Source organism: Alkalibacterium psychrotolerans (genome assembly GCF_054784355.1).
The window spans coordinates 54,470-70,517 of record NZ_BAAGPH010000002.1 but is presented as its reverse complement, the minus strand read 5'-3'; the positions used below and the strand labels follow the sequence as shown (position 1 = coordinate 70,517).

Below are 16,048 nucleotides of genomic sequence, written 5' to 3'. Positions count from 1 at the left end.
CGATTACTGGTAAAATCAAGCGAGCGACCATTACCCTCACCCCGTCAGGGGCGTTTGAGTGCAGTGTGCTTGTGGATGACGAAAGCCAAGTCATGGCCACATACACGCACCGTTCCGTCGGGATTGATATGGGCGTCGCTGATTTAATGGTGTTGTCTACAGGCGATAAGGTCGCTACGATTCGTTACGACAAGCAGCTTTCTGGGAAACGGAGGTACTGGGAGCAGCGCACGGCACGCCGCGGGCGTTTAGCAAAAGCAAAAGGCATACCGCTGACTGACGCTAAAAACTACCAGAAGGCCAAGCAACAGCGTGCTAAGGTGTTTCAGAAAGAAAAAAACCAGCGACTCGATCGCTTGCATAAGCTAACGACCACACTGGTTCGTGACTTTGACGTCATCGTACTGGAAGATTTACGCACCGCCAACATGATGAAAAATCATCACCTGGCACGCAGTATTGCGGCACAGTCCTGGCGGGAGATTCGCCGGATGTTGGAATACAAGTGCGTCAAGAACGGCAAGGAACTCCTTGTCGTCAACCCGTACAAGACCTCTCAAGTCTGTTCGTCCTGCGGACATGACGACGGCAAACACGGTCTGGCTATCAGAGAATGGACATGTCCAGCCTGTCATGCTCATCATGACCGAGATGTGAACGCTGCAAAAAACATCCTTTCCATTGGCATGGGACATGCCTTGGTCAAACAGCCTAAACCGCTGCCTGTGAGCATTCGTGCTAAGCAGGCAAGTTAAAGGTGTTCCCAGAAGCTAGGTACTTTAGTGCCGATGTAGTTCACAGTAAGGAAGTCAATTCAACTTCAGGGTATTTATCGCTGAACCATCTCATGGCAAACTGATTCTCGAATAAGAACAATGGATTATCGAATCGGTCTCTCACCAGCATATTGCGACTGGATCCCATTTTCTCATCAAGCTGATCCGGGTTAACCCATCTAGCTATTCTGCTTCCAATCGACGTCATCACTACTTCAGAATTGTATTCATTCAGCATACGGTGCTGGAACACTTCAAACTGAAGTTGGCCTACTGCACCAATGATATACGTTTCAGTATGGAAGGATTTATAAAGCTGTATAGCCCCTTCCTGAACTAGTTGATTAATCCCTTTATGGAATGACTTTTGCTTCATGACGTTTTTCGGTTCAACTTTCACAAACAGTTCCGGTGTAAACTGAGGCAATTCCTTGAATTCTATTTCGTTTTTTCCGGAATAAATTGTATCCCCTATCTGAAAATTACCTGTATCATATAAACCGATAATATCTCCGGCTACGGCATCTGTGACCGTCTCTCTGCTCTCAGCCATAAACTGCGTAGAGTTCGACAGTCGCATTTTTTTCTTGGCTCTTGGCAGTGTGACATCCAGACCTTTTTCAAACTTCCCTGAACAGATTCTCAAAAAGGCAATTCTGTCACGGTGGTTCGGATCCATATTTGCCTGAATCTTGAATATAAAACCGGAAAAGTCTTCATCAGTCGGATTCACTGTTTTTTCATCTTTAGTTACCTGTACAGATGGCTCAGGCGCAAACTGTAAGAAGGTCTCTAGAAACGTCTGTACACCGAAATTCGTCAGTGCTGAACCGAAGAATACAGGACTCAGCTCGCCTTTAGCAATGGCTTCCTCTGAAAAGTCATTGCCGGCTTCTTTGAGCAGGAGGGCTTCTTCCAGAACCTGATTGTATAAACTTTCGTTCTTAAGTTTGTGCTCCCCTTCAATCTCACCTTCATCATTTAATTCGATGAAACGTTCACCTTCATTTAATTCATCCGGCCTGAAGGCTTCAATACGGTTATGGAAAACATCATATAAGCCAAGCAAGTTTTTACCTGATCCAATAGGCCAGTTCATTGGGTAAGCATCGATTTCCAGAACCTCTTCCAGTTCCTCAATCAGCTCCAATGGTTCTCTTCCATCTCGGTCAATTTTATTCATGAAAGTAAAAATAGGAATCCCTCTCATGCGACAAACCTTGAAGAGTTTCTTCGTCTGTTCTTCAATCCCCTTGGCGCTGTCCACTACCATTACAGCCGCATCTACCGCCATAAGTGTTCGGTAAGTATCTTCAGAAAAATCTTCGTGACCCGGAGTATCCAAGATGTTAATACGTTTATCCATGTATTCAAACTGCATGACAGAACTGGTGACGGAGATTCCTCTCTGTTTCTCAATTTCCATCCAGTCCGATTTCGCAAATTTTCCACTTTTTTTAGCTTTTACCGTTCCAGCTTGTCGTATGGCTCCTCCAAACAGCAGCAGCTGTTCAGTGATAGTTGTCTTACCAGCATCCGGGTGGGAAATGATGGCAAAGGTTCTTCTTCTTTTTACTTCTTTTGTTAATTGTTTTGAATTATTCACACTTAAACTTCCTTAATCTAGAATTTTTTTATTATCAATCGGACTTTTCAGCAATTTATATTCTCTATTCATCTTCACCACATACGTCGATACTGTCTTAATAATTGCAAACACAGGGACACCTATCAGCATACCGATTAAACCTGCTATGTTTGCTGAAGCCAGTAGAACCAGAATAACAGTCAGCGGATGAATAGACAATGATTTGCCGACTAATAAAGGGGTAAACAAATTACTGTCAAGCTGCTGGACAATTAAAACAAATATGGCCGCCAGCACAGCTCTTGCGGGTGATTCAATCAGTCCAACAATAACTGCCGGTCCGGCCCCTATAAATGGACCAACGTATGGAATAAAGTTAGTAATCGCCGCAAATACTGACAATAAAAAGGCCGATGGCATCCGGACGATTGAATAAAGAATGAACAGCAGTAAGCCAACTAGAAAAGATGCCATGCCTTTTCCAGATATGTAGCTTGAAATGGTGAGGTCTGTCTGTATAATCATTTCTTTAACATTTTTTTTTAATCGTTCGGGTGTATGATTTACCACAAAGGGCAGAAACTTTCTACCATCATACAGCATATAGAACAAGATAACCGGAACCGTAATGGACACAAAAGCTATTTCTGTAGCCATTTGAATGGCCCCGCCCACACTGGCTACTATGCCAGATAAGAATTGTGAGCTGATGTCCCGCAACCATACTTCTAAATTAGTCAATGCTGCTTGTATATCAACCTGCTGCATCCATGGCTCTTCTGCTAAACGTAAGGCATATGTTTCCAGTTCCCCGATAAAAACAGGAATCCCAGAGACAAGATTTGTTGTCTGCTCAATCAGCATCGGTATGCCCATTAAAATTGTCAGGGTAACTAGTCCAAGCAGAAGTATCATGACTAGCGCTATGCCATATATACGTTTCACCCGAACTCTTTCCATTAACTTAACTAGTGGATTGAGTAAATAATATAAAAAACCGGCAAGCAGTAAAGGCATAAACAATGCCGTTAAGATTCCTACTAACGGATTCAATATAAAATCAATTTGCTGCAGCAAAAAAATTAAGGCCGCAACAGCCAAAAACCAGATAGTCCAGAACATTAATTTTGACTCTTTCCAGTTAATCACATTAGTCTCCTCTTTCCTCTAGGTTTCTACCCTATTATAAGTGACTGAAAGTTATAATGAAAGAGCATATTTTTGTGAAGATTGACGGTTTTGTGGATAATTGATATAGTTGAAGCGACTTTTAGATAAAGGAGATGACAAGATGCACTTTAAAACAACAACGGATACGAGTAGTTCCGTTTATAAAGAGTCACTGATTATACGAAAGAAAGTCTTCATTGATGAACAGTCTGTTGATGAGTCCCTTGAAATAGATGATCTGGAAAATCAGACAACTCATTTAGTGGGTTACCACGAAGAAAACCCCTGCTGTACAGCACGGTTATATTTAAAAGACCCTTCTCATCTCAAAGTACAGCGAGTGGCCGTTTTAAAGGAATACCGGAATAAAGGCATCGGAAAAGACCTCCTTGAAGAGATTGAAAAACTCGCCAAACATACTTTTTCAGTACGTTACCTTGTTCTGGATTCTCAGGATTATGCTATTCCTTTTTATGAAAAATCTGGGTACACAGCAAGCGGAGAAGGCTTTATGGATGCCGGCATCCCCCATCATCATATGCAGAAGAAAATAGCAGCCACTTAAGCGGCTGCTATTTTTTTAAGTTATTTTCCAGACTGGCCATATCCGCAGGCAAAGGTGACACCACCGTAAGCTGCTGATGGGTGAACGGATGACAAAAACTGACCTTCACACAATGCAGTGCCTGTCTGTCTATCCCATTACTTTCAGGTCCGTATAGTGTATCCCCCATCAATGGATGCCCGATATGGGAAAAATGGACTCTTATCTGGTGCGTCCGACCAGTGTGGAGCTGTATCTTGACTTTCGATCCTTCCTCAAACTGATTCAAAATCCAATATTCAGTCTTGGATGACTTGCCGGAAGAATGAATGCGCCGTTTAATAATCGAATCACTGGCCCGTGCTATCGGTTCTTCAATTATGTCGTGGCTTCTATCCAACTTATGATGAACAAACGCTACATACTCTTTATATACTTCATCATTCTGCAGCAATCGGTCCAGGTAAGAATGGGCTAAGGAATGCTTGGCAAACAGCATGACTCCAGACGTGTCCTTATCTAGACGATTGACGATATGAATAGTCTGGTGATAATAGCCTTTTTCCAGAATATAGCCTTTGACTCTATTTGCTACTGTGTGATTAGGATACAGAGAAGAGGGAACGGAAGCTACTCCACTTGGCTTATTGACAATGAGGTAATGACTGTCCTCGTAAAGCACCTCCACTTCTTCATGGGAGACGGCCAGATGATCAGTCGGCTCTTCTCTTGGAAGAAACACAGAAACCTTATCGCCACTTTTCAGTTCTTCTCTAACCCTGACATCCTTATCATTAACCTGCAGGTTTCCACCTCTGTATTTAACTTTAGACAGAAACCGTTTGGAAATATATTTTCTTTTGAGAAAACTTTTCAAAAGTAGTTTATCTTCAATATTTTTTTCTACATACCAGTCAATTCTCATCTGGCTGTTTCGCTCCCAAAAAAGCATCCTCTACTCTGTTCCAGAAATGCGTATGCTGATAACGTGCAAATCGAATGCGTTCCTTGGCAATTCTGAATTTCAGATGATCCACTTGATCTTCATTAGAGACCAGCTGGTCCACGGTCAAGGTGAAGTCATTCGTCTCTATCGGTGTCAGCTTAATCCATTCATCCGGTGCAATGACCATTGGCGAACTTAACGTTCTGAATACACGATTATTTAATGAGGCCATCTCCGTCAGTTGAAGGGCTTCAAGTCTCGGATGGAGCACCGCTCCACCGACTGACTTGTTGTATCCAGTCGAGCCGGTTGGCGTGGAGATACATATTCCATCCCCTCTGAAACGCTCGAAGTGCTCGTCATTAATGTAGACATCACACACCAGTGTCCCGTCAACTCTTTTAATTGTTGATTCATTTAGTGCCAGGAAATGTTTGGATTCCCCACTGCCTTCATAAACGACTCCGATATCCAGCAAGGGATACTCAATGAATTCACCACTGTCATTTTTTAGGCTGCTGACCAATTCCTCGAGGTTATATTCTCTCCAGTCAGTGTAAAAACCTAAATGGCCAGTATGTACGCCTATAAATCTGACTTTATCAAGCAGGTGGGCATATCGGTGAAATGCTGACAGCAGCGTGCCATCTCCCCCGACTGAAATGACAATGTCCGGTTCCTGCTTCACCAGTGAGAACGCATTTTCAAGAAGCATTGTTTTTAACCTATGAGTCACTTCTACTGACTTTTCAGTATAATTGTGCACGATGGCTATTCTCACGTCTATCCGTCCTTTGTTTACTGATCTTTTGGTAGTCTAAAATCTTTCTGAATTTCTTTTATTTCTTCTCTTATCGTCGACATTTCCTCATCAAGCTGGAAAGCTGATTCTGCCGCTTTCTGTAATCGGTTATTGATTTCTGAAGGAAATTCACCCTGGTACTTGTAATTCAATGAATGCTCAATTGAAGCCCAGAAATTCATTGCCAATGTGCGGATTTGAATTTCCACAAGAACGACTTTCACTTCGTCTATCAGTTGTACAGGGTATTCACATATTAAATGATAAGACCGATACCCGCTGTCTTTTTTGTGGGTAACGTAATCTTTCTGGTAGACAACATTAAGGTCATTTCTCTGTTCAAGCATTTCAACGACATCATAAATATCTTCCACAAACGGGCACATAATTCTTACCCCGGCTAAATCCTCCATGTCCGTTTCAATCTTATCCAGTGGTATCTTTCTGGTCTGTGACTTGACCAGGATACTTTTTACCGGTTTGACCCTGCCCGTCACAAATTCAATGGGACCATGTTCATTTCTTAATCGATACATTTGTCTTAAACCACGTAATTTAACTTTTAATTCATCTACAGTTTGCTTGTAAGGAAGCAGGAAAAGTTCCCAATCTCTGTCCATATCCTAAACCTTCTTTACTTTTTTTTAATGTACGTTCTTGTTACTATTGTACCATATTATGTGTTAATAAAATAATTAGCAGTATCAGCGGAAAGGAATAACAGTAATGAAACACGAACTTGAAATCGAGTTTAAAAACCTCCTGACAGAGGAAGAATACCAGCGTCTCATGAGGGTTCACTTCAGCGACAGCGAGTCTGGCTTTACTCAAAAGAATGTCTATTTTGATACTGATACCATGGACCTGAAAAAGTCTAAATGTGCACTGAGAATCAGACTTAAAGGTAATCAGGCTGAACTGACATTAAAAACGCCTTTTGAAGGACACCATCACGAAACGACCATCCACCTTGATTCAAATGAAGCAAAGGAGATAATCGCTGAAGGCAGGTTCACTCTTCCATCCGAACTCTACGCCTTTTTAGTGGATAAAATTGACTTAGCTGACCAGGATGTAAATAAACTGGCTGAGCTGACCACTTTACGCCACGAAAAAGATTTTCGCGACTGCCTCTTAGTGCTGGATAAAAGCAGCTACAGCAATACGACAGATTATGAAATAGAACTGGAATCCCAATCAGTCGAAACAGGAAAAGATGTATTTAACGCAATACTGGCTGAATTTTCCATCCCAAAAAGAGACACACCTAATAAAATAGCCCGAGCATTTAAAGAGAAACAGTGATTGTGATATGTTTGTGACGATTTTGTCACAAAGAAGTGCCACAAAATCGAATTTTTAGGCAGAACATTATAAAAAATCTGCTTTGTTTGTTAGTCTATATAGTGTAATAGGATATATCGTTAACTAATTAAGTGACTATATTCTTTCTCGCGAGAGACTGACAAAAATATAAAATTAGGTGAGTGGAAACTATGTTTGTAAATAATATTATTGAAGTATTCTTATTTGTAAATCCTTTAGGGCCTAACTGCTTTGAAACTGAAAAATTAATCGAAACCTTTTCTACTGAACGTAACGAAAAGATTAAACTTAGATTTGTGCCATTACTGAACTTTAAATCCATCGGTGACATGATGAAGGAAAGAAACATCTCTTCACTGACTAACCGCAATAAACTATATACAGATTCTTACCATGCAAGCCTGGCATTTCAGGCCGCTTCAATGCAGGGAAAGAAAAAAGGCAGAAACTTTCTAATGACTCTTCAGCACTTAGTCATTGAAGAAGGCAAAGAAGTGACAAAAGAACTACTGGTTCATATTGCTTCTCTTGTAAAACTGGATCTTGATATGTTTGAAGAAGATTTGGAATCAGACTTGTCGAAAAAAGCCTTTAACAAAGACCAGACCTTAGCCATGGAAATGGACGTAACTAACGCACCTTCTTGTGTAGTCTATTCTAACAATGACTTACGACAGGGTTACCGAATTGATCAATCCATTACGAAACAAATCCTGCATGGCTTATGTAACGATCAGGTCAGCTCAAGTACGCATTCTCACCTGACTCCTATCTCCTCCATTCAGACCGTTTAAACTTTATATTAGTAAAAATGTCTTCCAGAAACTGGAAGACATTTTTTTATTAATTCAGTTCTTCTAAAGCTTTTTCGAGCTCATTCAGTCTCTCTTCAAAGACTGACATTGCTCGGTTTAGATAATCTTCATCTGTCATATCTACCCCAGCTTTTTTCATTACCTCAATAGGATAATTACTGCTGCCCGACTTAAGGTACGTCAGATAATCTTCAAGAGCGCCTTCTTCTTTTTTCAAAATTTTGTCAGCTAATGCTGTCGCTGCACAGAATCCTGTTGAGTACTGATACACATAGTAATTATAGTAGAAATGAGGAATTCTTGCCCATTCATACTGTATCGCGTCATCAGCTTCTACAGACTCTCCATAATATTTGCTGTTCAGTTCTTTGTATTCATTACTTAAAAAGTCTGCTGTAAGGGGTTGTCCCTCGCGTGCTTTTTCATGCATCAGATGTTCAAACTCCGCGAACTGTGTCTGTCTGAAAACTGTTCCTTTAAACCCATCCAGATAATGACTCAAGACGTAAGCACGTGCCTTGGGGTCTTTAGTTGTTTCCAGCAAGTAGTCAGTCAAAATATTTTCATTAGTTGTTGACGCAATCTCTGCAAGGAATATCGAATAGTTGCCATATACATATGGTTGGTTATCCCTAGTGAAATAACTGTGAGCACTATGGCCCAGTTCATGAACCAGTGTATACAAGTGATTCAGTGAATCGTGCCAGTTCAGAAGAATATACGGATTAGTATCGTAGGCACCGGAAGAATAAGCACCACTACGCTTGCCTTTATTTTCCACTACGTCAATCCAGCGGTTGTTAAAGGCCAGATCAAGCACTTCTCTGTATTCCTCACCCAGCACTTCAAGCCCCTCAAGGGTCTTATCTTTCGCTTCATCATAATCATATTTCAGACTTGCTTCGCCTGTTATTGGTGTGTACAAATCATACATGTGCAGCTCGTCAAGTTCCAGAACCTTTTTACGCAAGTCCATATAACGGTGCAGAAGATGAAGATTGTTATTAACCACACTTATCAGGGTATCATGCACTTCTTCAGGAATGTGATTGTCTGAAAGTGCTGCTTCCCTTGCAGAAGAGAAATTATGAACTTTTGCCTGGTAATTATGATTTTTTACTGAAGCTGACAATGTACTGGCAAATGTATTTTTGAAACTTTCATAGACTTCATACATTTTTTTGAATGCTTCTTCTCTGACGCTTCTATCTGTGCTCTCCAGTAGCTCACCGTACATCCCGTGAGACAGTTGAACTTCCTCACCGTCTTCTCCTCTTACTTTTGGGAACTGTAAATCAGCATTATTCAAGACACTGAACGTCTGACTTGATGCATTTAAAACTTCACTTGCGCCTGCCAGCAATGCTTCCATTTCTGAAGACAAAACGTGTGCTTTGTTTGCAGTCATCTGCTCAATGTAATGTTTATATGTGCTTAATTCTTCTGATTCAGAAAAGTATTCATTCAAACGTGATTCAGGCAATTCGATAACTTCCGGCTCAAACCATGATGTCGCTTCTTGAACTTGAGCAATTAAAAAACGCGAGCGATCATTCATAGCCTGATAAGTGCTGTTTGCTGTATCCTGATCATTTTTCAAGTGCGCGTAAACATAAATCAAGCTTACTTTTCGAGACAGTTCCAGCATACTTTCTAGTGCTTCACGGAAAACTCTCGCACTTTCACCTAGTTTCCCTTTGAACTCTTTAATTGTCGACACATTATTTTCAACTTCTTTATAATCAGCTTCCCACTCATCATTAGAATTATATATAACTGATAAATCCCATGTTAGATGTGAGGAAACTTCTTCTCTGTTAGGTAGAGATTTAGCCGCTGCCATCATTTTCCTCCTTATAATTTAAGAATAATTTAATGATAACATACTATGAATTCAAATAGAATAATCAAATCCAGTATTTTTAGTTCTTATTTTATAATTACCAGTTATATTTAATCGTGTTTATCCACCATGTGTTCTCTCCAGTTTTAAACAGGTAGTTTTCAAACTCCAGCAAGGCAAAGAAGGCACTTAGAATATCGGGAGAGTCATCCCTTAAATTTGGAAGGAAGTAACAGCCTATCTTTTTCTGGTTTATTAGTGAAAGAAAATATCGTTCCATTTCAGCTAATGTTATGACAGTACGAGTGCGCGCATACTCTTTTAACCATAATAGTAAGTGTAGTTTCCATTCCACAGGATAGGTATTGATGGTCCACTCCTCTGCAATTTCTGAGTAAACTACCCTAGGCAGACAGTCAATAGTAAGGTTATTCTTATACATCAGTTCAAATAATGACCGGTATTGTCTGACATTATAATGTCTCATTTTATGGAGATACCTGCTTTGCTGATCTTTGCTTTTCTCGTCGCACGAATAGAATCTGACTGGTTTCCTTTTATACATACCAGTGAAACTAGTATCGTTTTTCTTTAACACATGCCTCAGTCTTCCCTTGTGCTTCCTACTAACGTCACTCATACAGGTCAGCTCTAGCTGTTCCGCCTCGGTATTATAATAAAGGTGAAGTCGTCCAAAGACATCATTTTCCATAATAAATAGCCTGTTCAAAACTGACAGACCTCTATTAATTTTCACTTTACAGCCTGCTATCCAGATGGGCTTAATACCTACGGACTGATAGCCTTGTGTCCGCATAATGACTTCCCTTTCAGAAATAGGACTGCACTGATACTCTATGGCAAACAGCTGTGCCTTCCAGTTCAAAAGTATATCCGCCCTCTGATTTATTCCTGCAATATAAACTTCCAGTTCCGGCTCGCATCCCAATTTATCTAGCCAGTCGTACAGATCGCTCTTTCCTTTTAAATGCTCCCAGGTTTCTCCTTCTGAATAAACAGAGCAGTTACTGTTATGTCCATGCGAAAAATGAGGTATTTTTATTTGTCCCTTCTTAAGTATAACCCGTTCCTTACACAGACAACAGAAGTAGTCGGTCTTTCTTTCAGCGGTTTTAGCATGCACTTTAATTCCATCTTTTGACTCAGCAATAATCACTTTTTTCACCTCTTATGGATTATGTACTATATATATTGTCGATACGTTATAAAACTCACGAAAAAAGACTGCGATAGTTTCATCGCAGTCTTTTTTCGTGAGTTTTATTTAAAGTGATAACGTGTGAGTTCCAATGCGTTTGTTTCCATTATCTTTTCAGCGTATTCCTGGAGAACTTCCGAAAAAATCGTACTCTTTTCTCCATACTCCAATGCTATGGCCAGTTCTTCATCGCTAGTTTTCTCATTCATTTCTTCCGTGAAGAAGACTAAATGCAGATAATAATTATTATCATACGTGTACAGATTAGATGCGCCACTTTCCAGATACAACGCCTTAGATAAGTGAATCATCTGTTCAAAATTTCGTAAGATAACTATTGCTTCTTTTGTTTCATTATCCTGATTAATGTAATCCTCAACCTCATCATCGTTAGCGTCTTTGAGATTATCGGTTAATGCTGATGACGAAAGTGTTTCTTTCAAGTCATCTACATGTGATAAATCCTCTTTAAAATTGCTGCCTTTACTGATAAATAGTTCCAGGCCGTTGTTATTCGGCATTACCTGAAATGTGACGGCTTCAGATTCCTGAAATTCTTCATCAATGTCTACTTCTTCTAATATACTGTAAAAGAATTTTTCAATTTGTTTCTGATTGCCCAGCAAGTCGAGAAAAGTTATGCCTCGTTCTTCCAAGTCAGTATTTTCAATTGTCACTCGAATAGTGTCTTCATTGATGTGTTCAATTTCCATAATCAAGCACCTCACAATTCTATGGAAAATAGTTTCGGAAATAATACAGACAGTCTCTCTAGACTGCACTTAGACTATTATACAAAAGGTTATTCTGAAATACAAGCAGTGAATACTAATCTAAGTAAAATGCAGTATAAAATACGAAAGAATCGACATATATGCCGATTCTTTTAAGGTTCTATCTAAGAAAGCGTTACTCACTTAAATTATACTTGGGATAATGCCACTAAGTTCTGTGCTCTTTCCAGTTCCATTGCACGTACTTCTCTTGGAACAAACTGTCTGATTTCGTCTTCATTGTAGCCAATCTGCAGGCGTTTCTCATCTAATATAATTGGTCTTCTGATCAATGTTGGGTTGTCCTGTATCAATTCAAACAACTCCATTAATGACAGTTCATCCAAGTCGATATTTAATTCCTTAAAGACTTTTGAACGTTTGGATATAATATCTTCCGTGCCGTCTTCTGTTAAACGCATGATTGCTTTAATTTCATTTATTTTTAATGGTTCGTGAGCCATATTTTTTTCAGTATAAGGGATTTGATACTCTTCCAACCACGCTTTAGCTTTCCTGCAAGATGTACAACTTGGTGTAGTGAATAATGTGACCATTATGTATTTCTCCCTTCGAGTTTTAAATTATCTAAAAGTTATTTTTTAATCGTGTTGTCATTTACAATTATTACTATAGCGTAAATGTGAACAGTTGTAAACCTTTTTTGTCAATTTTCTGACTAAATTTGTTCAGATTTTATTCACGAATCAAAATAACGTTGATGTATCAACATTTCAATTTGAATATCATTTGCAACTTCGTCTTTAGATTATAATAATTACAATCTAATAGCGATAAAACAAATCCCCGTCACACTTCGTTCAAGCATGCGGGGAATGATTAATAATTAATAAAGCAGATCAACGAGTTCGTCAGCTTCCATATTGCCGAAATATTTATGGATATCAAGCTCATTCAATTTGGCCATCAAGGCATCTTTAGTATATTGCGTGCCTTTGAGTTCTTTTTCAACATCTTCGATTTCTCCCATACCGAAGAAATCTCCAAATATTCTTATGTCCGTGATAACACCTTTTCTGACGTTCATTTTTACTTCTACCGTTCCCACTGACAGACGCTCACTTCTTTCCATATCGAAAGCCGGTGATTTCCCATAGTTCCATTCCCAGTTGTCGGTATACTTATCAGCAAACACCTCAATTTGTTTCCAGTCGTCTTCTGTCAGCTCGTATTCTTTAATCGAGTCTTTCTGGTCTGTGTTGTAAATATATAGAAGCAGCTGTTCTCTAAAGTCTTTCGCATTCATATATTGGTAAGAGTCGTTCAGATAAGGTTTGATGTTCGTCACTCTACTTCTAATTGACTTTATTCCTTTAGATTCCAACTTATGTTTTTTAGGCTTTAAGGCCTTCACTACTGCTTCAATTTCTGAATCAAACATTAATGTCCCGTGTGCCGTCAGCCTGCCGTTTTTATCATACATAGCATTTCCGGAAAATTTCTTGCCATCAATGACCAGATCATTCCGGCCTCTTAATTCTGCTCCCTCTACGCCCATTTTATGAAGGGCTTCAATAACCGGGTGCGTGAACTTTTTAAAATCTCTAAATGAATTGCCGTCATCTTTTGTCAGAAAGCAGAAGTTCAAGACGCCCATATCGTGGTAGACAGCTCCACCACCTGAGAAACGTCTGACTACTTTCACACCATTTTCCTCGACATATGGTATATTAACTTCTTCATAAGTATTCTGGTTTCGTCCGACAATGATTGAATTGTCATTAATATAGAACAGCAGGATGGGTTCATCAAGCTGCACTTCATTGAGCAGGTAGTACTCTATTGCCAAATTTAAAGCTGGATCATGGATTTCTTTACCGTCACGCTGGTTTTTCACATAATACATTAAACAGTCTCCTCTATATTGTGTAAGTTTTATTTTTTTCGGCTAATGTAACATCAGTTTCTTCAGCCTGTTCTTTTGCCTGTTCTACTAATTCTGCATGGTTGCCTGTCTGGGGCAAATGCGTCAGGATTAACTGGTTAATACCTGCTTTTTCTGCAATGAAGCCACATTCTTTGGCTGTCATATGAACAGAATGATTTTCCATTCCTTTATAAAAATTACTGTCGGCCAGTAGACAGTCTGCCCCTTCCCCAAATTCAGAGAATGTTTCACTGTATCCAGAATCAGCAGTAAAAACTAAGGTCTTGCCTGTTTTTCTTTCAATAATTTTAAATGCATAGCACGGAACAGGGTGCAATGTTTTCATATGGTAAATATCAAATGGACCGATAGCCAGTTTTTTATCATGATTAAAGGCTATCCCTTCACTCACATTTTCCAGAGTCATTTCCTTAAACCGCTGCTTGTCTTCATCATGGCAATATATTGGTAACAAATGCGCTCTGTTTCCATTTTTGTCTCTTTTCAGTAGACGGGTAAACTGCAGAACACCTAAGTCTGCAATATGATCGTGATGATAGTGAGAAAGAAGTACAGCATCGAGTTCTAGTGGATCTAAATGTTTCTCAAGTGTCAGCAGGCTATAACTTCCTGCATCCAACAATAAGTTAAAATGGTCAGATTTCAATAGGTATGAGCTGGTCCCCGTATCATTTGTTGGATAACCACCGTAGCATCCTAATACAACTAGTTCCATAACGTATTTTCCTCCTAATATGGCTTTACTTATAGAATACGTTAAATATAAAAAAAAACAACCAATCTTCCTTTATACAGTACAAATCAGCTGTATAAAGTGAAGCAATTGGTTGTTTGCTTTCTTGAAAATACTATTTTGTATTTTTTAAATAATTCAGTACATTCTCTGAGGCACGTTTCGCCTGAGCGATACAATTGTTGATACCAAAACCGTCAATCCCATTTCCTGCTAGGTAAAGGCCAGGATAGTTATCATCTAAAAACTCGAATAGATTTTTACGTTTTTCATCGTGATTCAAAGAAAATTGGGGAATAGCATTAGGCCAGCGCTTGATTATTCTGTAATTTGGCTCACTTTGAATAGCCAATATACTATTTAAATCACTTAGTATCGCTTCTTCTATCTGCTTATTACTTAAAGACATCATTATACCATCAGTACTGCGACCAAAGTACACACCTACGAGCTCTTCATCTTTATCTTTATAGTGATCCCACTTCTTATTCAACCAGACAACACTCTGAATGTACGAATTATTACGTCTGACAGACAGTACACCATTTCCTTTAGGTGGTTTATTAAAAGAGCCTTTCGGAAAACTAAAGAGGACAAATCCAATCGATCCCATTTTAATTTCCTTAAAATAGTCATTCAGTTCGACGTCTCCGGAGAAAATCTGGTTATAAGCACCCGAATCAGTAGCAACCACAATACTATCAACACGCAACTGTTCTTTCTTGTTAATATCAAGAATAAAGGTATTATTGATACTTTTTTTAATCTCCGTCACTTTTTTTGAATAACGGATAGATGTGTCCAGCTCTTCAACTAGTGCTTCGGTTAATGTTTCCAGTCCATTCGTAAAAGTAACATAATTATCATCGCCATCCAGCAATTCAGGATGGGATTCTAGAGTTTTTGTTAGTGTTCCATAATCACTTTCCAAATCAACTATTTGTTCATTCAGACCATGAATACCTATTTCGTCAATATCACTGGAATAGATTTTAGAAAAGAATGGTTCAACTACATATTCAGCCACTTCTTCTCCTAGTCGTTGAGCAAAGTATTCTTTTGTGGTAACTTCTTTGTCATTTTCAAGACGTGAAAAATAGGTATCCTTTAAAAAAGCCAATTTGCCCTGAAAAGAGACTAAGTCGTATTTCCATATATCTGTTCGTTTGACAGGGATCCCTTTATATGTGGGGCAGTCAAAATGGTACAATCTATTAAATGCATACACATCCTGCTTGCCATTTTTACTGTACTGCAGCTGTTCTGTCAGCTGCAATTCTTCTATTAGCTGTAAAGCTTCCGTCTGACGTGTATCAATAGATTCAGCACCTAAGTCAATGTACTGTTCACCAAATTTCATGGTATACAGCTTTCCTCCAGAACGGATAGAAGACTCGAGAACCAGTACCTCATATGGCAGATTCTCTTCTTTTATATGCTTTTTTAACTCATAGGCAGTTGTCAGGCCGGTAATGCCACTGCCAATAATCGCTACTCGCTTATTCGTCTTCTCCATTCTTGATACCTCTCAACTATAACTGCACTGCATTCAAACAGCTCAATTATTACTCAATATAACTAATTAAACAGTTTTTGAACCTGTT

At 39.2% G+C, this 16,048-nt stretch carries 16 protein-coding genes; 4 read left to right on the top strand and 12 right to left on the bottom strand.

Annotation, left to right across the window (positions count from 1 at the left end):
* Nucleotides 1–755 (top strand): RNA-guided endonuclease TnpB family protein (locus ACYVLS_RS00715; RefSeq protein WP_460320086.1); only part of this gene is annotated, 755 nt, incomplete at its 5' end.
* Between the two features lie 40 nt (nt 756–795).
* Here ACYVLS_RS00715 and ACYVLS_RS00710 read toward each other — a convergent pair.
* On the bottom strand, nt 796–2,382 hold the full coding sequence (locus ACYVLS_RS00710; RefSeq protein ID WP_460320084.1) for a peptide chain release factor 3: 1,587 nt from the start codon (nt 2,380–2,382) through the stop codon (nt 796–798).
* 12 nt (nt 2,383–2,394) lie between these two features.
* Nucleotides 2,395–3,513, bottom strand: a complete 1,119-nt coding sequence (locus ACYVLS_RS00705; RefSeq protein WP_460320081.1) for an AI-2E family transporter — start codon at nt 3,511–3,513, stop codon at nt 2,395–2,397.
* Nucleotides 3,514–3,655: 142 nt separating this feature from the next.
* Here ACYVLS_RS00705 and ACYVLS_RS00700 point away from each other — a divergent pair, with 142 nt between their 5' ends.
* Complete coding sequence (locus tag ACYVLS_RS00700) at nt 3,656–4,099, top strand: GNAT family N-acetyltransferase (protein WP_460320077.1); 444 nt, start codon at nt 3,656–3,658, stop codon at nt 4,097–4,099.
* 7 nt (nt 4,100–4,106) lie between these two features.
* On the opposite strand, the gene ACYVLS_RS00695 is transcribed toward ACYVLS_RS00700, so the two are convergent.
* From ACYVLS_RS00695 to ACYVLS_RS00685, 3 genes are read right to left on the bottom strand one after another with little or no spacing between them, the layout of a single operon-like run.
* Nucleotides 4,107–5,003, bottom strand: coding sequence for an RluA family pseudouridine synthase (locus ACYVLS_RS00695; protein ID WP_460320074.1), 897 nt, complete (start codon nt 5,001–5,003; stop codon nt 4,107–4,109).
* On the bottom strand, nt 4,993–5,805 hold the full coding sequence (locus ACYVLS_RS00690) for an NAD kinase (RefSeq protein ID WP_460320072.1): 813 nt from the start codon (nt 5,803–5,805) through the stop codon (nt 4,993–4,995). Before ACYVLS_RS00690 ends, ACYVLS_RS00695 begins: the two co-directional genes overlap by 11 nt.
* Before the next feature lie 17 nt (nt 5,806–5,822).
* Entirely contained in the window at nt 5,823–6,446 is a 624-nt protein-coding gene (locus tag ACYVLS_RS00685; protein WP_460320069.1) for a GTP pyrophosphokinase, read from the bottom strand.
* A gap of 106 nt (nt 6,447–6,552) precedes the next feature.
* Here ACYVLS_RS00685 and ACYVLS_RS00680 point away from each other — a divergent pair, with 106 nt between their 5' ends.
* The gene (locus tag ACYVLS_RS00680; protein ID WP_460320066.1) at nt 6,553–7,131 is read left to right on the top strand and encodes a CYTH domain-containing protein; all 579 of its coding nucleotides are present in this window, start codon (nt 6,553–6,555) and stop codon (nt 7,129–7,131) included.
* Nucleotides 7,132–7,322: 191 nt separating this feature from the next.
* Nucleotides 7,323–7,946: a DsbA family protein gene (locus tag ACYVLS_RS00675; RefSeq protein ID WP_460320064.1), complete on the top strand. Its 624-nt coding sequence runs from the start codon at nt 7,323–7,325 to the stop codon at nt 7,944–7,946.
* 49 nt (nt 7,947–7,995) lie between these two features.
* Here the strand turns inward: ACYVLS_RS00675 and pepF are convergent, their stop codons facing one another.
* From pepF to hemG, 7 genes are all read right to left on the bottom strand, one after another.
* Nucleotides 7,996–9,810 (bottom strand): oligoendopeptidase F, encoded by a 1,815-nt coding sequence (pepF, locus tag ACYVLS_RS00670; RefSeq protein ID WP_460320061.1) that lies wholly within the window; start codon nt 9,808–9,810, stop codon nt 7,996–7,998.
* 97 nt (nt 9,811–9,907) lie between these two features.
* Complete coding sequence (locus ACYVLS_RS00665; RefSeq protein ID WP_460320059.1) at nt 9,908–10,987, bottom strand: competence protein CoiA; 1,080 nt, start codon at nt 10,985–10,987, stop codon at nt 9,908–9,910.
* Nucleotides 10,988–11,091: 104 nt separating this feature from the next.
* Nucleotides 11,092–11,742 carry an adaptor protein MecA gene (locus ACYVLS_RS00660; RefSeq protein WP_460320056.1) on the bottom strand — a complete coding sequence of 217 codons (651 nt, stop codon included), beginning with the start codon at nt 11,740–11,742 and terminating at the stop codon, nt 11,092–11,094.
* 209 nt (nt 11,743–11,951) lie between these two features.
* Nucleotides 11,952–12,359 (bottom strand): transcriptional regulator SpxA, encoded by a 408-nt coding sequence (gene spxA / locus ACYVLS_RS00655; protein ID WP_460320053.1) that lies wholly within the window; start codon nt 12,357–12,359, stop codon nt 11,952–11,954.
* A 290-nt stretch (nt 12,360–12,649) separates the two neighbouring features.
* The gene (locus ACYVLS_RS00650; RefSeq protein ID WP_460320050.1) at nt 12,650–13,669 is read right to left on the bottom strand and encodes a lipoate--protein ligase; all 1,020 of its coding nucleotides are present in this window, start codon (nt 13,667–13,669) and stop codon (nt 12,650–12,652) included.
* Between the two features lie 13 nt (nt 13,670–13,682).
* Nucleotides 13,683–14,426 (bottom strand): MBL fold metallo-hydrolase, encoded by a 744-nt coding sequence (locus tag ACYVLS_RS00645; RefSeq protein ID WP_460320047.1) that lies wholly within the window; start codon nt 14,424–14,426, stop codon nt 13,683–13,685.
* A 133-nt stretch (nt 14,427–14,559) separates the two neighbouring features.
* Nucleotides 14,560–15,960: a protoporphyrinogen oxidase gene (gene hemG / locus ACYVLS_RS00640; protein ID WP_460320044.1), complete on the bottom strand. Its 1,401-nt coding sequence runs from the start codon at nt 15,958–15,960 to the stop codon at nt 14,560–14,562.
* Nucleotides 15,961–16,048 lie beyond the last annotated feature (88 nt).